The 18,997-nt window shown below is 67.2% G+C and carries 23 protein-coding genes and 1 other RNA gene; 10 read left to right on the forward strand and 14 right to left on the reverse strand.

The features are described 5' to 3' along the window. Positions 1–286 precede the first annotated feature (286 nt). Both mpl and AC5P5X_RS00265 read left to right on the forward strand, forming a co-directional pair. The gene (mpl, locus tag AC5P5X_RS00260) at positions 287–1,651 is read left to right on the forward strand and encodes a UDP-N-acetylmuramate:L-alanyl-gamma-D-glutamyl-meso-diaminopimelate ligase (RefSeq protein WP_024957120.1); all 1,365 of its coding nucleotides are present in this window, start codon (positions 287–289) and stop codon (positions 1,649–1,651) included. Then, entirely contained in the window at positions 1,648–2,226 is a 579-nt protein-coding gene (locus tag AC5P5X_RS00265) for an LON peptidase substrate-binding domain-containing protein (RefSeq protein WP_012481182.1), read from the forward strand. The genes mpl and AC5P5X_RS00265 overlap by 4 nt, the downstream gene beginning before the upstream one ends. A gap of 150 nt (positions 2,227–2,376) precedes the next feature. On the opposite strand, the gene AC5P5X_RS00270 is transcribed toward AC5P5X_RS00265, so the two are convergent. Beyond that, on the reverse strand, positions 2,377–4,374 hold the full coding sequence (locus AC5P5X_RS00270; protein WP_012481181.1) for a bifunctional DedA family/phosphatase PAP2 family protein: 1,998 nt from the start codon (positions 4,372–4,374) through the stop codon (positions 2,377–2,379). Between the two features lie 85 nt (positions 4,375–4,459). On the opposite strand from AC5P5X_RS00270, the gene AC5P5X_RS00275 reads away from it, so the two are divergent. Beyond that, a complete protein-coding gene (locus AC5P5X_RS00275; protein ID WP_060380346.1) occupies positions 4,460–5,122 on the forward strand; it encodes a serine/threonine-protein kinase in 663 nt (220 codons plus the stop codon). 14 nt (positions 5,123–5,136) lie between these two features. Then, positions 5,137–5,625: a DUF2867 domain-containing protein gene (locus AC5P5X_RS00280; RefSeq protein ID WP_194434571.1), complete on the forward strand. Its 489-nt coding sequence runs from the start codon at positions 5,137–5,139 to the stop codon at positions 5,623–5,625. Between the two features lie 51 nt (positions 5,626–5,676). On the opposite strand, the gene AC5P5X_RS00285 is transcribed toward AC5P5X_RS00280, so the two are convergent. Beyond that, positions 5,677–6,360, reverse strand: coding sequence for a hypothetical protein (locus AC5P5X_RS00285; protein ID WP_024957118.1), 684 nt, complete (start codon positions 6,358–6,360; stop codon positions 5,677–5,679). 108 nt (positions 6,361–6,468) lie between these two features. On the opposite strand from AC5P5X_RS00285, the gene AC5P5X_RS00290 reads away from it, so the two are divergent. Together AC5P5X_RS00290 and AC5P5X_RS00295 are read left to right on the forward strand one after the other, a co-directional pair. Next, complete coding sequence (locus AC5P5X_RS00290) at positions 6,469–7,287, forward strand: SDR family oxidoreductase (protein WP_005410913.1); 819 nt, start codon at positions 6,469–6,471, stop codon at positions 7,285–7,287. 93 nt (positions 7,288–7,380) lie between these two features. Further along, positions 7,381–8,373, forward strand: coding sequence for a YiiG family protein (locus AC5P5X_RS00295; RefSeq protein WP_111189405.1), 993 nt, complete (start codon positions 7,381–7,383; stop codon positions 8,371–8,373). 55 nt (positions 8,374–8,428) lie between these two features. Here the strand turns inward: AC5P5X_RS00295 and AC5P5X_RS00300 are convergent, their stop codons facing one another. Then, complete coding sequence (locus AC5P5X_RS00300; RefSeq protein ID WP_100438082.1) at positions 8,429–9,301, reverse strand: ion transporter; 873 nt, start codon at positions 9,299–9,301, stop codon at positions 8,429–8,431. Positions 9,302–9,364: 63 nt separating this feature from the next. Here AC5P5X_RS00300 and AC5P5X_RS00305 point away from each other — a divergent pair, with 63 nt between their 5' ends. Continuing rightward, a complete protein-coding gene (locus AC5P5X_RS00305) occupies positions 9,365–10,591 on the forward strand; it encodes an acetylornithine transaminase (protein WP_495215875.1) in 1,227 nt (408 codons plus the stop codon). A 53-nt stretch (positions 10,592–10,644) separates the two neighbouring features. Here the strand turns inward: AC5P5X_RS00305 and AC5P5X_RS00310 are convergent, their stop codons facing one another. Then, positions 10,645–11,247: an HAD-IA family hydrolase gene (locus AC5P5X_RS00310; protein WP_111189404.1), complete on the reverse strand. Its 603-nt coding sequence runs from the start codon at positions 11,245–11,247 to the stop codon at positions 10,645–10,647. A gap of 122 nt (positions 11,248–11,369) precedes the next feature. On the opposite strand from AC5P5X_RS00310, the gene azu reads away from it, so the two are divergent. After that, positions 11,370–11,819 carry an azurin gene (azu, locus tag AC5P5X_RS00315; RefSeq protein ID WP_049395433.1) on the forward strand — a complete coding sequence of 150 codons (450 nt, stop codon included), beginning with the start codon at positions 11,370–11,372 and terminating at the stop codon, positions 11,817–11,819. A gap of 72 nt (positions 11,820–11,891) precedes the next feature. Here the strand turns inward: azu and hemL are convergent, their stop codons facing one another. Together hemL and thiE are read right to left on the reverse strand one after the other, a co-directional pair. Then, the gene (gene hemL, locus AC5P5X_RS00320; RefSeq protein WP_111189403.1) at positions 11,892–13,181 is read right to left on the reverse strand and encodes a glutamate-1-semialdehyde 2,1-aminomutase; all 1,290 of its coding nucleotides are present in this window, start codon (positions 13,179–13,181) and stop codon (positions 11,892–11,894) included. Positions 13,182–13,197: 16 nt separating this feature from the next. Next, positions 13,198–13,824, reverse strand: a complete 627-nt coding sequence (gene thiE, locus AC5P5X_RS00325) for a thiamine phosphate synthase (RefSeq protein WP_005414374.1) — start codon at positions 13,822–13,824, stop codon at positions 13,198–13,200. A gap of 67 nt (positions 13,825–13,891) precedes the next feature. On the opposite strand from thiE, the gene AC5P5X_RS00330 reads away from it, so the two are divergent. Next, complete coding sequence (locus tag AC5P5X_RS00330) at positions 13,892–14,083, forward strand: rubredoxin (protein ID WP_012481171.1); 192 nt, start codon at positions 13,892–13,894, stop codon at positions 14,081–14,083. Between the two features lie 78 nt (positions 14,084–14,161). Here AC5P5X_RS00330 and AC5P5X_RS00335 read toward each other — a convergent pair whose 3' ends face one another. The 8 genes from AC5P5X_RS00335 to AC5P5X_RS00370 form a co-directional block, all read right to left on the reverse strand. Beyond that, entirely contained in the window at positions 14,162–15,007 is an 846-nt protein-coding gene (locus AC5P5X_RS00335; RefSeq protein ID WP_005410904.1) for a SirB1 family protein, read from the reverse strand. Between the two features lie 144 nt (positions 15,008–15,151). Beyond that, positions 15,152–15,595, reverse strand: a complete 444-nt coding sequence (locus tag AC5P5X_RS00340) for a DUF192 domain-containing protein (RefSeq protein ID WP_043034079.1) — start codon at positions 15,593–15,595, stop codon at positions 15,152–15,154. A gap of 21 nt (positions 15,596–15,616) precedes the next feature. Continuing rightward, positions 15,617–16,264 carry a ribose-5-phosphate isomerase RpiA gene (gene rpiA / locus AC5P5X_RS00345; RefSeq protein ID WP_043034080.1) on the reverse strand — a complete coding sequence of 216 codons (648 nt, stop codon included), beginning with the start codon at positions 16,262–16,264 and terminating at the stop codon, positions 15,617–15,619. Between the two features lie 22 nt (positions 16,265–16,286). Beyond that, on the reverse strand, positions 16,287–16,766 hold the full coding sequence (locus AC5P5X_RS00350) for an EVE domain-containing protein (protein WP_005410901.1): 480 nt from the start codon (positions 16,764–16,766) through the stop codon (positions 16,287–16,289). Further along, the gene (locus AC5P5X_RS00355) at positions 16,763–17,356 is read right to left on the reverse strand and encodes a 5-formyltetrahydrofolate cyclo-ligase (protein WP_033834478.1); all 594 of its coding nucleotides are present in this window, start codon (positions 17,354–17,356) and stop codon (positions 16,763–16,765) included. Before AC5P5X_RS00355 ends, AC5P5X_RS00350 begins: the two co-directional genes overlap by 4 nt. An 83-nt stretch (positions 17,357–17,439) precedes the next feature. Next, a non-coding RNA gene (ssrS, locus tag AC5P5X_RS00360) (6S RNA) lies at positions 17,440–17,625 on the reverse strand. A gap of 154 nt (positions 17,626–17,779) precedes the next feature. After that, positions 17,780–18,076, reverse strand: a complete 297-nt coding sequence (locus AC5P5X_RS00365) for a cell division protein ZapA (RefSeq protein ID WP_005410899.1) — start codon at positions 18,074–18,076, stop codon at positions 17,780–17,782. After that, on the reverse strand, positions 18,073–18,294 hold the full coding sequence (locus AC5P5X_RS00370) for a TIGR02449 family protein (RefSeq protein ID WP_111189402.1): 222 nt from the start codon (positions 18,292–18,294) through the stop codon (positions 18,073–18,075). The genes AC5P5X_RS00365 and AC5P5X_RS00370 overlap by 4 nt, the downstream gene beginning before the upstream one ends. A gap of 153 nt (positions 18,295–18,447) precedes the next feature. Between AC5P5X_RS00370 and AC5P5X_RS00375 the strand changes: the two genes are divergently transcribed. Next, positions 18,448–18,996: a YecA/YgfB family protein gene (locus tag AC5P5X_RS00375; protein WP_005410897.1), complete on the forward strand. Its 549-nt coding sequence runs from the start codon at positions 18,448–18,450 to the stop codon at positions 18,994–18,996. Position 18,997 lies beyond the last annotated feature (1 nt).

Here is an 18,997-nt window from a genome sequence, read left to right on the forward strand (position 1 = left end):
ACACAGGCCTGGTCCGTGAGGATCAGGCCTGTGTCGTTTGACAGGCGCCAGCGAAGGGCTTGCTCAGGGCCCCGCAGCATGAGCTCCCTTGGGGATGGCCTCTTGGGGAGTAGGACCGGTTCGGGTACTGCGGCTGGCAGTTCGAATTGTGTCCGGGTTCACAGAACATCGCTATCGGGAATTCCCTGACAGGTGATTGGAGTTTTCTCACATCCCGTGTAGGACTTGTCTTACCCGGGGGCGGACATTGGCCCTATACAGCCGTCATCGGTCACAATCCTCGGTCATGAGCAGCGTACATATCCTTGCAATCGCCGGCACCTTCATGGGCGGCGTGGCCGCCCTGGCGCGGGAACTGGGCCATACGGTCAGCGGCAGCGACCAGGCCATCTATCCGCCAATGTCGACCCAGCTCGAGCAGCTGGGCATCGCCCTGGACCAGGGCTACCGCGCCGACAGCGTGCCGGCCGGCACCGATGACGTGGTGATCGGCAACGCCCTCTCGCGCGGCAATGCCGCCGTTGAGGCCGTGCTCGACGCCGGCCAGCGCTACATTTCCGGAGCGCAATGGCTGTCCGAACAGGTACTGCCGGGTCGCGACACCCTGGCCGTGGCAGGTACCCATGGCAAGACCACCACCACCACCATCCTCACCTGGCTGCTGGAAAGCGCCGGTCGTTCGCCCGGTTTCCTGATCGGCGGCGTCGCCGAGGATTTCGGCGTCTCCGCCCGGCTGGGCCAGGGCCGTGAGTTCGTGGTCGAGGCCGACGAGTACGACACCGCGTTCTTCGACAAGCGCAGCAAGTTCGTGCACTACCGGCCGCTGGTGGCCATCCTCAACAACCTTGAATACGACCACGCCGACATCTTCCCGGACGTGGCCGCGATCCAGCGCCAGTTCCACCACCTGGTGCGCACGGTGCCGGCGCGTGGCCGACTGATCGTCAACGGCGAGGACCCGCATCTGGCCGAAGTGCTGGCGATGGGCTGCTGGACCCCGGTCGAGCGCTTCGGCTTCGACCCGTCGCTGGAATGGCATGCCGAGCTGCTGGCCGCCGATGGCAGCGCCTTCCGCGTACACCACCGTGGGCAGGCAATGGGCGATGTGCACTGGTCGTTGCTGGGCCGCCACAACGTGCTCAACGGCCTGGCTGCGCTGGCTGCCGCACATGCGGTGGGCGTGGCGCCGGCCGACGTGATTCCTGCGCTGGCGCGCTTCCGCAGCGTCAAGCGCCGCATGGAAGTGATCGGCCGCCATGACGGCATCACCATCTACGATGATTTCGCCCATCACCCGACCGCGATCGCCACCACGCTGGAAGGCCTGCGTGCCAAGGTGGGGGACGCGCGCATCGTGGTCGCGATGGAGCCGCGCAGCAATTCGATGCGGCTGGGGGCGCACGCGCAGGCGCTGGCCCCGTCGCTGGCGTTGGCTGACGAGGTCGTGTTTCTGCATCGTCCGGAACTGGCCTGGGATGCAGCCGCGGTGATCGCCGCAGTGCGCGGCGAAGCGCACGCGGTGCCCGATACCGACGCGCTGCTGGCGCAGTTGCAGGCCAGCGCGCGCAGCGGCGACCACGTGGTGTTCATGTCCAATGGGGGCTTCGACGGCGCACCGCGTCGCTTCCTCGCCGCGCTGCAGGCCCGATGAGCAGCGACACGTCACTGCCGCTGTTTCCGCTGCACACCACGCTGGTGCCGGGTGCAGCGGTCGGGCTGCGCGTGTTCGAGCGGCGGTACCTGGATCTGGTCCGCGACAGCGGCCGCAGTGGCGAGGGCTTCGGTGTCTGCCTGATCCTCGACGGCCAGGAAGTGGGAGCCCCGGCGACACCGGCAGCGTATGGCGTGCAGGTACGCATCGAAGACTTCGATGTCGGCGCCGACGGCGTGCTGCAGTTGCGCCTGCGAGGCACCCGCCGCTTCCATGTCGAGCGCACCCGCGTACGCGACAACGGCCTGGTGGTGGCCGACGTGCGCTGGTGCGACGAAGACCCCGACGATGAGCTGCGGCCGCAGCATGCGCTGCTGGCCACGGTGCTGGGGCACATCATCGAGCAGGCCGGTGAGGCCTATGCGCCGGCCAATCCGGCGTTGCTGGACCAGGCCAGCTGGGTTGGCTGGCGGCTGGCCGAACTGCTGCCGCTGAGCGAGCAGCAGCGCCTGCAGCTGCTGCAGATGGACGACCCGCACCAGCGGTTGCAGCAGTTGCTGGGCTGGATGCCGTAGCAGCCTGCTTTGGGTGGGTGTGCACCTTGGTGCACACGCTGGTGCATGCGGGGAATGTCATCCACGCATGGCGTGGATCTACTCCGCCGGGCATGGTTCGGCGCTACCTGTCCGTGTTGCGGCAGCGCCGGGTCATGCCCGGCGGCCTCCTCAGGGCGTGGTGGTCTTCAACCGCAGCACCGGCAATCCGGTTTCGCTGTGCACGTCCTCGCGCTGCGGCAGGTCCTGCACGGCGTCCTTCACCGCGTTCAACGCCGGGTCGACGCCACGCAGCGGGTGCCACATGCCGATCCACTCGAAGTGGCGTTCGTAACGCAGGGTCTGTGCACTGCCCAGCCACAGCGGCGTGTTGCCCGCCTGCAGCTGCGCGGGTGCCGGCCACAGGCGCAGCACATAGCGTTCGTCCGGCTTCGCACCCTGGCGCACCATCAGCAGTGCTTCCACGCGGGTGTCCAGCGTCGCCGGCAGCACCGGCAGTTCATCGGCGCCGGTGTTCTTGTCCAGCATCAGCAGCGCCTGCTGCCAGCCGGCCTGTTCCTGCCGCTTCCAGCCACGCGCTTCCAGCTGCGCCTGCAGCGGTGCCAATGGCCCGGCCACCTGCACGTCCAGCGGCCAGCGCTGGTCGTCGTCGAACTCGTTGCGGCGCGCCGGCAGCGTGGCCCAGTCGTGCTGCCACCAGGCCTGCATGTCCATCGCCTGCGGGGCCGGCAGGGTCGGTTCGAAGCGTTCCAGCTTCACCGGGATGTTGCGCGGTGCGTACCACATCGCCGCCACGGCGAAGACGCCGTAGAACAGCCAGGCCACCGGCTTCACCCAGAACGAGCGGTTGAAGCGGCGGCGATAGGCGATGCCCAGCACCAGCAGCCAGAACGTGCCGAACAGCATGCCGCCGATCACGTCGCTCAGCCAATGCGCGCCCAGGTACAGGCGCGAGAAGCCGATCAGGCTGACCACGATGCCCGAAACCAGGTACGGCCAGACGCGGGTGCGGCCGGGCATCTCGCGTGCGATCAGCACCGCGAAGAAGCCGAAGGTGATGGTGGCCATGGTCACCGACACCGACGGGAAGCCGAAGCCGCTGCTGGCGTCGATCGGGCGCACCACATCCACGGTGGCGCCCAGCAGCATGGTCAGCGCCAGGCCGAAGGCCAGTGCCGCCAGCCAGTGCGCAGCGGCCATCCAGCGTCGGCGCCAGATCAGATAGCCCATCGCCGCGGCGGTGGCCGGCAGCAGGACCTGCCAGGCCCCGAGCGACGCCAGCGCAGCCATCGGGTAGTCGGCCAGCGGATTGCGCAGCGCCAGCATGGCCTGGTGCACCAGCAGGTCGATCGCCAGCGGCTCGCCGTGTGCGACCACCACGGTCAACAGCGCGAACCAGCCCCAGCCCAGCAGGAGCAGCATCAGCGCCAGCATCGCCAGCGGCACCGATTCGCGCCGCTTCGGGTCCAGCACGCCAACGGTGTAGCGGCCCAGCGTCGGGTGGCGGTTGGACCAGTCCAGCAGGCGTGCCAGCCAGTTGTCCATGCGTGCGGCCGACCAGCGGTAGCCGTACAGCACGATGGCCCAGACCAGGCCAAGGATCACCGCCAGCAGGCCGACCACCACCACCAGCCGCCCGGCCACAGCAGCCACCGCGTCGTACGCTTCGCCGAGGATCCAGCCCGGCGCCAGGAACAGCACCGCCCAGGAAATGCTGGCGATGCCGCTGGCCTGCACGTAGCGGCTGGCGGGCATCTTCATCATGCCGGCGATGGCCGGCACGAACGGGCGGATCGCGCCGACGTAGCGTGCCACCAGGATGCTCTTGAAGGCATTGCGGCGGAACAGGTTTTCGCCCCGGTCGAGCAGCTGCGGGTAACGGCTGAACGGCCACACGCCGCGCAGGCGGTCGCCCCAGCGGCGGCCGATCCAGTAACTGATGCCATCGCCGGCAAACGCACCCAATGCCGCAGCCGCCACCGCGTACGGCCCGGAGATCTGGCCCAGGCCAATGAACACGCCCACCGCGAACAGCAGTGGCAGCGCCGGCACGATGGCGCCAAGAATGATGACCGCATCGCAGAAGGCGATGAGGAAGATAACGGCGCCCGCCAGCACGGGGTGAGCGGCAATCCACGCGAGCGTGGCGTCGATCCATGAAGAGTCCATTGCCCGATTATAGGGGCGTGAAGGTGACTGGTTCCCAGCCGCTTCGTGACCGTTTGCAACCGGCGCCATCGCCTAGAATGGAGTCATGCCGCATACGCCAGACGCTCCCCACCATGCTCTGAAGGCCGACAGCTTCGGCCGGATCCTTCTTGTGAAAGGGCCCGATGGCCCGTTCGTACGCCGCGATCTGGGGGCCACGCCGCTGTGGCTGCGGTTGCCCGCGTGGTGGCTTGCACGTCGCGAAGCACGCGCGCTGCGCCATATCCATGGCATGGCCGATGTGCCGCAGCTGCTGGCCTGGGATGGCCGCCACCTCGACCGCAGCTTCATGGCCGGCGATGCCATGTACCAGCGTCCGCCGCGCGGCGATCTGGCCTGGTTCCGCGCCGCGCGTCGCCTGCTGCAGCAGCTGCATCGCAATGGCGTGGCCCACAACGACCTGGCCAAGGAAGCCAACTGGCTGGTCACTGAAGATGGACGACCGGCGCTGATCGACTTCCAGCTGGCGGTGATCGGCAACCCGCGCTCGCGCTGGATGCGGCTGCTGGCCCGCGAGGACCTGCGCCACCTGCTCAAGCACAAGCGCATGTACTGCCGCGAATCACTCACCCCGGTGGAGAAGCGCGTGCTCAAGCGTACGTCGTGGGTGCGCGACCTGTGGTTCGCCACCGGCAAGCCGGTCTACCGCTTCGTCACCCGCCGCATCCTGCACTGGGAAGACAACGAGGGGCAGGGACCGAAGCCGTGAGTGCATCGCAGGGGATGAACGCGCCGCCGAGCGCGGGCAGCGTGCTGCGAACTCAGCTGCCCGGTGCGGACTTCGTGCATGCGTGCCATGCGACCACCCGTCGTGATGGGCGCTCGGCCTTGCAGGCCTATCGCGACATGGCCGCGAGCATTCCCGGTTGGTTCGATGGTCTGATGGCGCTGCGCAACCACGGCATGCGCCTGCTTGGGATGAAGCACCTTGGCTCATTGCGTGCGGTGCACGACACCGACGATCCGGCTGCCGGCCAGCGGCTGGGCATCTTCACCCTGCAGTCGCTGGATGACGATGCCATCGTGCTGGAAGACGATGATCGCCACCTGCGCGTACAGCTGGCCCTGCAATGGCAGGGCGATGTGCTGGAAGTGGTGACGGTGGTGCATACGCATAACGCATTCGGGCGCCTTTACATGCTGCCGGTCGCGCCCGTACACAGGTTGATCGTGCCGCATCTGCTGCAGAAGCAGGTGCAGGCGTACCGATGATTCGACACTGCGCTCGCCGGGCCATGCCAGGCGACACGCGGCGTTTCCGGATTACGGCGTCGCCGGCACCACCTGCTGGCCGATGAAGTTGCGTTTGGCATCGAAGTCATAGGCGATCTGCAGCTGGCCCACGTCCGGGCAGGCGTGGCAGTCGCGCAGCGGTGTGCGGTACAGCAGGCGGATCCCGCCGCCCTCCAGCGGTGTCGCTCCGGCCGATTGCGCCGGCGCGAATGGCGTGGCCTGCGGGTTGGCCTTCAACAGCTCCTGCACGGCCGGGTCGGCACGCAGCGTGTCGTCCAGCTGTACGGCATCCACATCGATGCGCTTGCCGCTGGCGTCGACCAGGCGGGTGCCTTCGTTGGTGTTGGCCCGGAAGGGATACTCGACCGTGGCAATGCCCAGCCCCTCGTTCTCATGCCAGGCGGTGACATACGCCAGTTCCCCGGCGCTGGACAGTTGCTCGGCCGCGGTGATCGCCTCGGCGCTTGCTCCCCCCGCTCGCATCGCATCGCGCAGGCAATCCCGGGTGGCGGCATTCTCGCCCTGGCGGCATGCGTTCAGATCGCCATCCCAGACCACGGCCTCGCTCCAGCGCATCTTGCCGTCAGCGGCGGCCTTCTCCGCGCTGGGCGCGTCACCGGCGGCTGGCTCCTTGCCGGGTTCCGGCGAACGGCCCTGGCAGGCAGTCAGCAGGGCAAGCCCCAGGGCAGGCAGCAACAGGCGGGAACGGCGCATGGCGTGGACCTCGTGCGTTGGCTGGAGGCCCGAGTATCGTCAAGGCCGGGTGAACTCCGCGTCGGCGCGGCATACTAGCGGCTCATTGCATACGCTGGAGTGTGGAACGTGGGCAGTCTGCAGGGCAAAACGCTTTTCATCACCGGAGCCTCGCGTGGGATCGGCCTGGCCATCGCACTGCGCGCTGCGCGCGACGGCGCCAACGTGGCCATTGCGGCCAAGTCGTCGGTGCCGAATCCGAAGCTGCCGGGCACCATCCATACCGCGGCTGAAGCGGTGACGGCGGCAGGCGGGCAGGGCCTGGCCCTGAAGTGCGACATCCGCGAGGAAGAGCAGGTGCACGCGGCGGTTGCGGCCACGGTCGATACCTTCGGTGGCATCGACATCCTGGTCAACAACGCCAGCGCGATCTGGCTGCGCGGTACGCTGGATACGCCGATGAAGCGTTTCGACCTGATGCAGCAGGTCAATGCGCGCGGCAGTTTCCTGTGCGCGCAGGCCTGCCTGCCGTACCTGCTGCAGGCGCCGAATCCGCACATCCTCACCCTTGCACCGCCGCCCAGCCTGGAGCCGAAGTGGTGGGCACCGCATACCGGCTACACGCTGGCGAAGATGGGCATGAGCTTCGTTACCCTGGGCCTGGCCGCGGAATTCGGCCCGCAGGGCGTGGCGGTGAATGCGCTGTGGCCGCGCACGGTCATCGCCACCGATGCGATCAACATGATCCCGGGCGTGGATGCGGCCGGCTGCCGCACGCCGCAGATCATGGCTGACGCCGCGCATGCGGTGCTGGTGCGCGAAGCGGCGGGCTTCCATGGCCAGTTCCTGATCGACGATGACGTGCTGGCGCAGGCGGGTATCACCGATCTTTCGGGCTACGCAGTGGATCCATCGCGTCCGTTGCTGCCGGATCTGTTCCTGGATTGATCGTACGTCGCCGGAAGAGGCCGAGGGCTGCGACCTTCGGCCTGCTGCGCTAGAATGTGCGGCTGTAATCGTTTTCAACAGGGATGTGAACACATGTCACGCACTCTTTCCGTCGCGGCGCTGGCCGCTTCGCTGTCGTTGATCCTGGCCGCCTGCGGTGGCAAAGCACCCGCCGCTGCGGGCGGCGGCGCTGCCTCCGGCACGCCGGACGCCAGCGCGGCGCCGTCCGAAGCACAGCAGCTGTTGACCGCCAAGCTCAACGCCTACATCGGCTGCTTCAACGCGCTTGATTCGAAGACCCACGGCAGCATCGAGTCCTATACGCGCTGGATCAAGGATGTCGCCGCCGGCCCGACCGGTCGCGAGACACAGGTGTACGGTCCGTTCGAGATCAGCGATTACGACATGAAGCAGTGCGATGCCCCCGTGACCGAGGCGATCGCTGCCAAGCCAGTGCTGGCCGAACTCGATGCTGCTGCTGGCCACTACCAGCAGGCGCTGAAGGCGCTGGTGCCGATCAGCAAGGACGCGCACGACTACTACGATCGCCAGGACTACGAAGACGACCAGTTCGCCAAGGGCAAGCAGCTGCACGCGCCCCTGATGGCCGCCTTCAAGGATTTCGTGGCTGCCAGCGAAACGTTCAATGCCGAGCTGGAGCGCCAGAACGACGCCGCCCAGCGCGAGCAGCTCAAGGCACTGGAGCAGGCCGAGGGTCGCACGCGCGAGTACTACCGCCTGGCGATGATGCTGGAAGCCAAGGCCATCATGGATCTGATGAGCGAGGATGATTTCGATCAGGCCAAGGCCCGCGAGCGTCTGGATGCGTTCAACCGCATTTCCGACGAAGCACATGCGAAGGTGGCTGATCAGGAACCGGGCAAGCTGGACTGGAACAGCTTCGAGCGTGAGGCCGAGAACTTCCGTCGGGAAGGCAAGGCGCGGCTGCAGCGCGTCAGCGAGAAAGAGCCTTACACCGATTTCGAACGACGCATGCTTGATTCGCCGTCGATGGCGCCGCGTGGATCGGCCAGCAAGCTGATGCAGGAATACAACACGCTCGTTTTCCAGAGCAACCGCCAGTAGTGCTCCCGCTCATGGCGTGATCAGCGTGCGCCGGTGTACATCGCCGGCGCTCGCATCAATGACTGAACGCATCCGACAGCTTGCCGCCGCACTTGCGGCAGTGCAGTGCATCCGGTTCATGGCCTTCCAGCCCACAGTCCGGGCAGCCACGCGCATCGCGGCGTGCGGCCTGCTCGGCTTCACGCATGGTGCTGGCCAGTTCGGCGGTGTAGATGCCGGTGGGCACGGCGATGATGCTGTAGCCGATCAGGATCAGCACCGAGGTGACGAAGCGGCCGAGCACGGTCTGCGGCACGATATCGCCGAAGCCGACCGTGGCCATGGTCACCACCGCCCAGTACATGCTGGCCGGGATGTTGGTGAAACCGTGTTCGGGGCCCTCGATCACGTACATCAGCGCACCGGCGATGATGGTGATGGTGATCACCGTGAACAGGAACACCAGTACCTTGCGCCGGCTGCGCCACAGCGACGTCATCAGGACGCCGCTTTCCTCGATGTAGCGGGTCAGCTTCAGGATGCGGAACACCCGCAGGATGCGCAGCGCGCGCACCACCAGCAGGCTCTGCGCGCCGGGGATGAACATCGACAGGTAGGCGGGCAGGATCGACAGCAGGTCGATGATACCCCAGATGCTCACTGCATACCGCAGCGGGCGCTTGACCACCGCCAGCCGCAGCAGGTACTCGGCGGTGAAGATGATCGTGAATCCCCATTCCAGGATGTACAGGCCGGTGGACCATTCGGCATGCAGGTGCTGCACGCTGTCGATCATCACCACCAGGATGCTGGCGACGATCGCCACCACCAGGATCAGGTCGAAATTGCGCGAAGGGCGGGTGTCATGGCGGTAGATGATGTCGAACCACCGACGGCGCCAGCCGGTCTCGGTGGCGGGGTTGAGCTGGGGGGCGGAAAACGGTCGCATGGGCGCATTGTGCCGCAGGGGTTCCGGCGCGAGAATGGGCGTTCCTGAACCCTGCCGACTGCCATGACCGCCGCGACCGATCCGCTGATCTCCCTTTCGCACTATTACCTGCCGGTCTACAAGCCCCGCCAGGTGGTACTGGAGCGAGGCCAGGGCGCCCGCGTATGGGACAGCCAGGGCCGTGAGTTCATCGACCTGGCTGCCGGCATCGCCGTGTGCGGCCTGGGCCACAACGATCCGGACCTGGTGGCCGCGCTGGTCGAGCAGGCCGGCAAGCTCTGGCACACCAGCAACGTGTTCTACAGCGCACCGCCGCTGCACCTGGCCGAGGAACTGGTGAAGGCCAGTCGCTTCGCCGAGCGGGTGTTCCTGTGCAACTCCGGCGCCGAAGCCAACGAAGTGGCGATCAAGATGGTCCGCAAGTGGGCCTCCAGCCAGGGCCGCCCGGCCGACAAGCGCGTCATCATCACCTTCCGTGGCAGCTTCCACGGCCGCACCATGGGCGCGGTGACCGCTACCGCGCAGCCGAAGTACCAGGAAGGCTACGAGCCGCTGCCGGGGGGCTTCCGCTACATCGATTTCAACGACGAAGTGCAGCTGGAAACCGCGATGGCCGCCGGTGACGTGGCGGCGGTGATGCTGGAGCCGATCCAGGGCGAGGGCGGCGTGATGCCGGCCAAGTCCGGCTTCCTCAAGCGCGTGCGCGAACTGTGCGACCAGCACGACGCGCTGCTGGTGCTGGACGAGATCCAGGCCGGCATGGGCCGCACCGGCACGCTCTTCGCGCACTGGCAGGACGACGTGGTGCCGGACATGGTCACCCTGGCCAAGGCACTGGGTGGCGGCTTCCCGATCGGTGCGATGCTGGCCGGCCCGAAGGTGGCCGAGACCATGCAGTTTGGCGCGCACGGCACCACCTTCGGTGGCAACCCGCTGGCCGCTGCGGTGGCCCGCGTGGCGCTGCGCAAGCTGGCGTCGTCGGAGATCGCCGCCAACGTCAGCCGCCAGTCGAAGGCGCTGCGCCATGGCTTCGCGCGCATCAACGAAGAGTTCGGCGTGTTCAGCGAGGTGCGTGGTCGCGGCCTGATGCTGGGTGCGGTGCTGAGCAAGGATTTCGCCGGCCAGGCTGGTGCGATCCTCGACCACGCTGCCGGGCAGGGGCTGCTGACCCTGCAGGCCGGCCCGGACGTGCTGCGCTTCGTGCCGTCGCTGAACATCACCGACGAAGAAGTGGCTGAAGGCCTCAAGCGCCTGCGCGCGGCAATTGCCGCGTTCATCGCCGCGCGCTGACGCCTTGGCGTCGGGGGCGGATCCCTCTCCTGCGGAGAGGGCTCTGGCCCCGATCAGCCCACCGCGTAACGCTTCAACACCTTGCCCAGCCCACGGCCATCGCGCACGGTTTCCGCGTGCAGGCCGGCGGCGCGTGCGCCGCGCACGTTGGCGAACAGGTCATCGACGAACAGCGTGCGCGCAGGTGCCACGTCCAGTGCTTCCAGCGTGCGCAGGAACACCGCGGGCGCCGGTTTGCGCAGGCCGAACTCCGCGCTGCAGAACACGCGCTCATGCAGGGCCGGGAACAGTTCCGGTAGCAGAGTCGGCAAGGCCTGCTGCATCAGTGCGCCATTGTTGGTCAGCACCGCCATCGGCAGCTGCAGGGCCTGCAGCCGCTGCAGCACGGCCGGCTGTGGATGGCTGGCGGCCTGTCGCGCCGCGATCCACGTGTGTACATCAACGGTGCGGCCCAGCTGTGTGCTCAGCTGCGCCAGATAGGCCGGGCCATCCAGCGTGCCATTGTCATGTGCCGCTTCCAGCCCGCTGTCGTACAGCGCGGCCTGCACGGTTTCCGGCGCGACATCCAGCGCCTGTGCCAGATGCAGCACGCGCTGCGCGCGCAGGTACTGCACCAGCACGCCATCCACATCCAGCAGCAACAGATCGATCCGCATCGGCCGAGCATGCCATCGCGGTGGATGCGCGGAAACCCTGGAGTGCGCGTGCGACAGACGGTCGCAGACGCGGCCACAGGAGGCTGCCTAGAATGGCGCTTGAATCCGCAGGAGATGCAACGATGAAGGCTTGGATGGTGGCAGTGGGACTGGGCGTGCTGATGCTGGCGCCGTCGGCGATGGCGCGGGTGTGTGCGGTGAGCATCGACAGCACCGACCAGATGAGCTTCAGCAGCCGCGAGATCAAGGTCGCCGCCGACTGCACCGCCGTGGACCTGACCCTGCGCCACACCGGCAAGCTGGCTGTCACCGCGATGGGCCACAACTGGGTGCTGACCCGTACCGCCGATTACCAGCCGGTGGCGATGGCGGGCATGCGCATGACCCTGGCCGACAGCTACCTGCCGAAGGCCGACAAGCGCGTGCTGGCGCACACCAAGGTGATCGGCGGTGGCGAGACCACGCGCGTGCGCTTCTCCACCCAGGGCCTGCAGAAGGGCGGTGACTACACCTTCTTCTGCTCGTTCCCCGGCCACTTCGCGATGATGAAGGGCAAGTTCGTCTTCGGTTGAAAAAAAGGGGACGGAGGGGATTAAGTCGTTTGTGCACAAACGACTTAATCCCCTCCGTCCCCTTTTTTGCGATCAGCCCTTGGCAGCCCTGAACGCCACGCGTGCTGCGGCCAGCGTCGCCTCGATCACCGCATCGTCGTGCGCGCTGGACAGGAAGCCGGCCTCGTACGCCGACGGGGCCAGGAACACGCCCTGCTCCAGCATCGCGTGGAAGAAGCGGTTGAACGCCGGAATGTCACAGGCGGTGGCCTGCGCATAGGTTTCCACCTTCTCGCTGGTGAAGAACAGCCCGAACATCGCACCCACGCAGGTGGTGGTCACGGCCACACCGGCGTCGGCGGCGGCCGCTTCCAGACCCGCACACAGGCGTGCGGTGCGCTCGGCCAGGTCGGCATGGAAGCCCGGCGGCTGGACCAGCTCCAGCATCGCCAGGCCGGCGGCCATTGCCACCGGATTGCCGCTCAGCGTGCCGGCCTGGTAGATCGGGCCGGCCGGTGCGATCTGCTGCATCAGCTCGCGGCGACCACCATAGGCACCCACCGGCATGCCACCGCCGATGATCTTGCCGAAAGTGGTCAGGTCCGGGGTGATGCCGTAATGCGCCTGCGCACCGCCAAGGGCAACACGGAAGCCGGTCATCACTTCGTCGAAGATCAGCAGCGCGCCATGCTTCGTGCACAGCGCACGCAGGTGTTGCAGGTAGCCCTCGCGCGGCGGGATGCAGTTGGCGTTGCCGACCACCGGTTCGATGATCAGGCCGGCGATGTCGTCACCCTGCTGTTCGAACAGGGCGGTGGCCGCTTCGAAGTCGTTGTAGGGCAGGGTCAGGGTCAGTTCGCTCAGGCCGGCCGGGACGCCCGGCGAGGTCGGCACGCCCAGGGTCAGCATGCCGCTGCCGGCCTTGACCAGGAACGAGTCGCCGTGGCCGTGGTAGCAGCCTTCGAACTTGACGATGCGGTTGCGGCCGGTGGCGCCACGCGCCAGGCGGATCGCCGACAGCGTGGCCTCGGTGCCGGAGTTGACCATGCGCACCAACTCGCACGATGGCACCAGGCGGGTGATGGTCTCGGCCATGGTGACTTCGGCCGCGCACGGCGCACCGAAGGACAGGCCATTGTCGATCGCCTTCTTCACCGCCTGGCGCACGGCCGGGTGGTTGTGGCCGACGATCATCGGGCCCCAGGAACCGACGTAGTCGATGTAGCGGTTGCCATCGACGTCGTACAGGTAGGCGCCATCGGCGCGTTCAACGAAGAACGGCTCGCCGCCGACCGACTTGAACGCACGTACCGGCGAATTGACGCCGCCCGGCAGCAGCTGCTGGGCACGGGAGAACAGGGCGTGGGACTGGTCGTGGTTCATGGGGCTTTCCTGGGCACTACGCGAACTGGGCGAGATAGGCGCGCTGGGTCGCGACCGGGTCCGATGCGGCATAGATACCGCTGACCACGGCCACCAGATCGGCGCCGGCGTCGATGATGGGACCGACATTGTCCGGCGTCAGGCCGCCGATCGCCACCCGCGGCACGCCGAGTGCGGCGCTTTGCCGCAGCAGGTCGGTGTGGGCGCGGCTGCTGGTGACCTTGGTGGTGGTCGGGAAGAAGGCGCCGAAGGCCACATAGCTGGCGCCGGCCGCCACGGCCTTCTCGGCATTGGCCAGCTGGTCGTAGCAGGAGGCGCCGATGATGGCCTCGGCACCGAGCAGCGCGCGCGCGCTGGGGATGTCCCCGTCGGTGCCGCCCAGATGCACGCCGGCGGCGCCCACGGCCTTGGCCAGCACCGGATCGTCGTTGACGATCAGCGGCACGCCGTGGGCGGCGCACAGGCCTTGCAGGGCCGCCGCCTGTTCCTGCCGCAGCGCGTCGCTGGCGGTCTTGTTGCGGTACTGCAGCCAGGTGGCACCCGCGGCCAGCAGCGGCGCGGTACGGGCCAGCAGGCGCGCGGTATCTGGCTCGTCGGGGGTGATCAGGTAGACGCCGCGGGGCGCAGGGGAAGCAGAAGTCATCGATGGCTACCGGTGCGTGGGCTGCAATGGGACAATGGCGGCCCGTGAATCCAGCCCCGATTATCCGATGAGCGACGCCAGCCCCACCACCCTGCGAACCTGGATGTGCGTGGTCTGCGGCTTCCTGTACAGCGAAGCGGAAGGCTTGCCGGAGGAGGGTATTGAGCCCGGGACGCGTTGGGAGGACATTCCCGAGACCTGGACCTGCCCGGACTGCGGGGTGACCAAGGCCGATTTCGAGATGGTCGAGGTCGACTGACCGGCGGGCCACCCGGCCCATCCTGTGGGTGCGGACCGTTGGGGTGGGTGTGGACCGTTGGTCCACACACCGACACCCTCAATGCAGCCGCGGCACCGGCCCGCCGAGGTCGATCAGCTTCTCGCGCAGCCACTGCGCATCGCTGGCCTCTGGATTGCGCTTCAGGTACTGCCCCAGGTCATGGCGGGCACCGGCCAGATACTCCAGTTGCAGGTACGCCAGGCCGCGGTCGCGCAGCGCGTCGTCCTGCTCGGGCGCCAGTTTCAGCAGGCGGTCGGCACTGCGTGCGGCACGATCCCATTCACCGGCTTCGGCGTAGACACCATGCAGGTTGCGCAGCATGCGCATCAGGATCGCGCGCGCCGGCGCCGGGTCGAGGATCTGCGCCAGCACCTGGTCATCGGGCATCTGTCCGCCCAGGTGTGACTTGGCGCGTTCGCGCAGTTCGTCCACGTCCAGTGGCCGGCCACCGTTGAACGGGTCCATCACCAGCACGCCGTCGTCCACCGGCAAGCGCACCAGGAAGTGGCCGGGGAAGGACACGCCATCCAACGGTATGCCGAGCCGGCGCGCGACTTCCATCTGCACCAGCGCCAACGAGATCGGATTGCCCAGGCGCCGCTCGAACACCTGGTTGAGGTAGCTGTTGCGCGGGTCGTAATACTCGTCGTGGTCGCCGCTGTAGCCCAACTCGTCGAACAGGTGGCGGTTGATCGCCGCCATTTTCAGTGGGCTGTTGTCGATGCTCTCCACTTCCGAACGGAGGTGGTCGACATGGCTCTGGATCAGCGCGTCGTAGGTGGACGGCTGCAGATCGGGGTATTCATCGCGCGCGATCAGCAGCGCGGTCGGCAACAAGGGCAGCGCCTCGTCTTCGAGGTCGGCCAGTGCATCCCAGTCGGGGAGTGTGATCCGGTCCTGCATGACCACAGACTGGCGTCATTCGCAGGCGGTTTCAAGCGGTGCCGCGTGAAAAATCCGGGGGTCAGATCCCTTACGCGTGCGAAAGGGATCTGACCCCTGCAGGGTTGCCGGCCAGCGGCCGGCACTACCGCGGGCAGAACCCTGTTACTCGATGCCTGGGCCGAACTTCAGCTCCGTGCCATCCTTCAGCTTGAGCTTCTCGGCCTGGCCGGCGTTGAGCTCCAGCACGTAACGTGCCGGGCCACCGCTGGGGTAGGGCGGGCACATGTCGCCGGCCGAGCACGGCGGTACGTCGCGCTGCTGGCTGACCAGCTTGCGCTGGCTGTCGAAATACAGGATGTCCAGCGCGATCTTGGTGTTCTTCATCCAGTACGCCTGCATTTCCTCGCGGTCGTGGATGAACAGCATGCCGTGGTCGGCTGCCAGCTGGTCGCGAAACATCAGACCGCGTGCGCGGGTTTCATCGTTGGTGGCCAGCTCGACCTGGTAGCGGGCGCCATCCAGCTCGACCCAGTGGCGGGCCGCGTCGGTGGCACAGCCGGCCAGGGCCAGCAGCGGAAGCATCAGCAGCGAACGCAACAGCGACATCGTCAGGATCCTTCGAAAGGGTCAGAGCACGACCGGCGGCTCGCCACCGACGATCACCACATCGGCGCGGCGGCGGGCGAACAGGCCGACGCAGACCACGCCCGGCAGCTGGTTGAGCTCGCGCTCCAGCATTTCCGGATCGGTGATCTGCAGGTTGTGGATGTCCAGGATCTGGTTGCCGTTGTCGGTGACCACGCCTTCGCGCCAGGTCGGCTGGCCGCCGGTCATGTCGCGGATCTGGCGGGCGACCAGGCTGCGCGCCATCGGGATCACTTCCACCGGCAGCGGGAACCTGCCCAGTACCGGCACCTGCTTGCTCGGGTCGATGATGCAGATGAAGCGCTCGCTGGCCTCGGCGATGATCTTCTCGCGGGTCAGCGCGGCGCCGCCGCCCTTGATCAGGCACTTGTTGGCGTCGCACTCATCGGCGCCATCGACGTACAGCGACAGGTTGCCGCTGTGGTTCAGCTCGATCACCTCGATGCCGTGCTGCTTCAGGCGCGCGGTGCTCTGCTCGGAGCTGGACACAGCGCCCTTGATGCGGTGCTGGATGCGGGCCAGGGCATCGATGAAATAGGCCACGGTGGAACCGGTGCCGACACCGACGATCATGCCGTCTTCAACGTACTCGATGGCTTTCTCGGCGGCCAGGCGCTTGGCTTCGGACATGGGAGAACTCTCAGGCAGGGAATCAGGATTTCTTTTCCAGCGACAGCAGCAGCTTCCACTGCGCGGCGGTCACCGGGAACACCGACAGGCGGTTGCCCTTGGCAACCAGCGGGAAGCCCTCGCCGAGTTCTTCGGCGTGCAGCTTGATCTCGTCCAGCGCGATCACCTGCTTGAGCTTGCGGTCGAAGGCCACGTCCACCAGCATCCAGCGCGGGTTTTCGCGCGTGCTCTTGGGGTCGTGGTAGTCGGATTTCGGATCGAACTGGGTGTCGTCCGGGTAGGCCGTACTGGCCACGGTGGCCAGGCCGACGATGCCGGGCACCTTGGTATTGGAGTGGTAGAACAGGATGCCGTCGCCCACCTGCATGCCATCGCGCATGAAGTTGCGCGCCTGATAGTTGCGCACCCCGTTCCAGGGTTCGACCTTGACCTTGGCCAGGTCATCGATGGAGAAGGCGTCCGGTTCGGACTTCATCAGCCAGTAGCGCTTGCGGGCGGTCATGCGTTCACGGGGGCAGCGGAGGGGAACAGGGTGCCGTCTTCGGTGCAGATCGCATCCACCGGCACGTCCCACGACGCCACCGGCAAGGACTCGACCTGCTGCACCGCGAACGCAGCACCGACCAGCCAGGGCGGCGCCGGCCGGTCGTGGCGGAAGGCGAAGCTGCGATCATACCAGCCGCCCCCCATGCCCAGCCGCCGGCACTGCGTGTCGAAACCCACCAGCGGGGCCACCACCAGCGCCATCTGTGCTGGTTCCAGGGTGTCTTCCAGCGCCACGTCCGGCTCGGGAATGCCGTAGCGGTTGCTGGTCAGCGGCTGCCCCGGCCGCCACGGCGCGAAGCGCAGCACGTCGCCGGCCAGCACCGGCAGGCAGTAGGTGAGGCCTTCGGGCAACTGCAACTGCCAGCGGTGCAGGGCGATCTCGCCATCCAGCGCCCAGTAGCCGGCCACGGCGCCTTCGCGCGGGGCGAACGGCAGGGCGAGCAGGGCATCGGCAAGCGATTCGGCGGCGGCGATGCGCTCAGCGGCGGAAAGGTCGCGGCGGCGTTGCCGCAGGTCGTGGCGCAGGGCCTGGCGCGGGTCGGTCATGGCAGCGTGCGGCAAGGATCAGCCGTCATTGTGCCGGAAAGAACAAGGGCGACGCCCGAAGACGCCGCCCTTGCTGGAATATTGCATTCTCCGCAATGTCGATGCATGCGAAACGACCTTGAACCCGGGGGCTCAAGTGGGAACGCTGGAGAACCATCGGGCTTCCCGCTGCAAGGCGGACCTGCACTCCCGGCGCTGTCGCGCTCCCGGTGTCGTTCTTAAGGGACAAGGCGAATGTTTGCACATGCCGTCGAGTACCGCAGAGAACGCGTGACCATTATAGCCAGCACGCAGGATCTGGATAGGCCGTTCGTCGGCAACAGTCCGTGCCAATTCAGATATGCGAAAAGGGGACGGAGGGGATTAAGACGTTTCCGGCACGGATGGGGGCGAATGCGCCTTAATCCCCTCCGTCCCCTTTTTCTAGGGGGTGCCGTCGATGGCGCGGTCCAGGCGCCGGTTCAGGTCGGCCAGGGTCTGCTGCAGCGCCACCGCCTGGCGGGCGTTCTCGTCGCGCAGCAGCTGCAGTTCGTGGGCCAGGTTCAACGCGGCCAGTACGGCAACGCGATCAACCGCGGCCATGCGGTTGCTGCCGCGGATCTCGCGCATGCGCGCATCCAGCAGGCGTGCGGCGGCCATCAGGCTGTCACGTTCATCGCCGCCGACGCCCACGGTGTATTCACGATCGAGGATGCGGACACTGACCGGTTCGGCGCTCATGTGTGCTGCTCCAGGGATTTGAGCCGGCTGATCATTGCTTCCACCCGCGAACGTGCCTGCTCATTCTTGGCCAGCAGCGTCGAGCGCTCGGCCACCAGCTGTTCCTGCTGGTGGCGCAGGCTGCGGTTCTCCTCGGCCAGGCGCTGGTTGCGTTCAAGCAACGCTTCCACGCGGGCGGCGAAGTCCTGCAGCTGGGCAAGGGGATCGGCGGGTTTCATGCGGGCACGATAGGCAAGCCGGGTAAGGGCGGTCAAGCGTTGTCGCAGCAAGGCTGGACGCCTGCGGAGAGGATGCCGTCGGGTTGCTACACTACGGGGTCTCACGGGCGCGCGCGTGCGCGCCCAGGGTTTCCTTTCCGAACGAGCCGCACGATGACCGAACTTCCCTCCGTCGACGACGTTACCCGCGCCAGCCAGGCGTTGGGCCTGGGCGCCACCGCTGCCGAGCTGCACGGCGCGCTGTGCGGCTGGCTGGCTGCCGGCGGTGCCCCCGGCAACGACTGGCCGGCGCGCGTGCTGGCCGACGACAACCTGCCGCCGGTGGCTGCCGACAGCGTGCTGGGACAGCTGCTGCAGGCCACCATCAAGCAGCTGGAAGACCGCGACTTCGCCTTCGAGCTGCTGCTGACCGACGGCGACGACGTATCCGCGCAGGCCGATGCCATGTTCAGCTGGACCCGTTCCTTCCTGGGCGGCTTCGGCCTGGGCAGCGGCGGCCGCCGCCCGACCCTGTCCGAAGAGGGCGAGGAAGCGCTGACCGACATGGCCAGCCTGGCGCGTGCCTCCAGCGAGGATTTCGAGGCCGGTGGCGATGATGACGACGAAGCTCTGTCGGAGATCGAGGAATTCATCCGCGTGGCGGTGCTCTTGCTGCACGGCGACGTGGTGCTGGCCTCGCGCCATCGTCAGCGCCTGAACTGAT

The organism is Stenotrophomonas sp. YJH_SMC_91 (genome assembly GCF_059368495.1).

What these genes read in the sequence shown, in the direction of transcription:
- mpl (WP_024957120.1), top strand. Translation starts at nt 287, where the DNA reads ATGAGCAGCGTACATATCCTTGCAATCGCCGGCACCTTCATGGGCGGC.
- AC5P5X_RS00265 (WP_012481182.1), top strand. Translation starts at nt 1,648, where the DNA reads ATGAGCAGCGACACGTCACTGCCGCTGTTTCCGCTGCACACCACGCTG.
- AC5P5X_RS00270 (WP_012481181.1), bottom strand. Translation starts at nt 4,374, where the DNA reads ATGGACTCTTCATGGATCGACGCCACGCTCGCGTGGATTGCCGCTCAC.
- AC5P5X_RS00275 (WP_060380346.1), top strand. Translation starts at nt 4,460, where the DNA reads ATGCCGCATACGCCAGACGCTCCCCACCATGCTCTGAAGGCCGACAGC.
- AC5P5X_RS00280 (WP_194434571.1), top strand. Translation starts at nt 5,137, where the DNA reads ATGAACGCGCCGCCGAGCGCGGGCAGCGTGCTGCGAACTCAGCTGCCC.
- AC5P5X_RS00285 (WP_024957118.1), bottom strand. Translation starts at nt 6,360, where the DNA reads ATGCGCCGTTCCCGCCTGTTGCTGCCTGCCCTGGGGCTTGCCCTGCTG.
- AC5P5X_RS00295 (WP_111189405.1), top strand. Translation starts at nt 7,381, where the DNA reads ATGTCACGCACTCTTTCCGTCGCGGCGCTGGCCGCTTCGCTGTCGTTG.
- AC5P5X_RS00300 (WP_100438082.1), bottom strand. Translation starts at nt 9,301, where the DNA reads ATGCGACCGTTTTCCGCCCCCCAGCTCAACCCCGCCACCGAGACCGGC.
- AC5P5X_RS00305 (WP_495215875.1), top strand. Translation starts at nt 9,365, where the DNA reads ATGACCGCCGCGACCGATCCGCTGATCTCCCTTTCGCACTATTACCTG.
- AC5P5X_RS00310 (WP_111189404.1), bottom strand. Translation starts at nt 11,247, where the DNA reads ATGCGGATCGATCTGTTGCTGCTGGATGTGGATGGCGTGCTGGTGCAG.
- azu (WP_049395433.1), top strand. Translation starts at nt 11,370, where the DNA reads ATGAAGGCTTGGATGGTGGCAGTGGGACTGGGCGTGCTGATGCTGGCG.
- hemL (WP_111189403.1), bottom strand. Translation starts at nt 13,181, where the DNA reads ATGAACCACGACCAGTCCCACGCCCTGTTCTCCCGTGCCCAGCAGCTG.
- thiE (WP_005414374.1), bottom strand. Translation starts at nt 13,824, where the DNA reads ATGACTTCTGCTTCCCCTGCGCCCCGCGGCGTCTACCTGATCACCCCC.
- AC5P5X_RS00330 (WP_012481171.1), top strand. Translation starts at nt 13,892, where the DNA reads ATGAGCGACGCCAGCCCCACCACCCTGCGAACCTGGATGTGCGTGGTC.
- AC5P5X_RS00335 (WP_005410904.1), bottom strand. Translation starts at nt 15,007, where the DNA reads ATGCAGGACCGGATCACACTCCCCGACTGGGATGCACTGGCCGACCTC.
- AC5P5X_RS00340 (WP_043034079.1), bottom strand. Translation starts at nt 15,595, where the DNA reads ATGTCGCTGTTGCGTTCGCTGCTGATGCTTCCGCTGCTGGCCCTGGCC.
- rpiA (WP_043034080.1), bottom strand. Translation starts at nt 16,264, where the DNA reads ATGTCCGAAGCCAAGCGCCTGGCCGCCGAGAAAGCCATCGAGTACGTT.
- AC5P5X_RS00350 (WP_005410901.1), bottom strand. Translation starts at nt 16,766, where the DNA reads ATGACCGCCCGCAAGCGCTACTGGCTGATGAAGTCCGAACCGGACGCC.
- AC5P5X_RS00355 (WP_033834478.1), bottom strand. Translation starts at nt 17,356, where the DNA reads ATGACCGACCCGCGCCAGGCCCTGCGCCACGACCTGCGGCAACGCCGC.
- AC5P5X_RS00365 (WP_005410899.1), bottom strand. Translation starts at nt 18,076, where the DNA reads ATGAGCGCCGAACCGGTCAGTGTCCGCATCCTCGATCGTGAATACACC.
- AC5P5X_RS00370 (WP_111189402.1), bottom strand. Translation starts at nt 18,294, where the DNA reads ATGAAACCCGCCGATCCCCTTGCCCAGCTGCAGGACTTCGCCGCCCGC.
- AC5P5X_RS00375 (WP_005410897.1), top strand. Translation starts at nt 18,448, where the DNA reads ATGACCGAACTTCCCTCCGTCGACGACGTTACCCGCGCCAGCCAGGCG.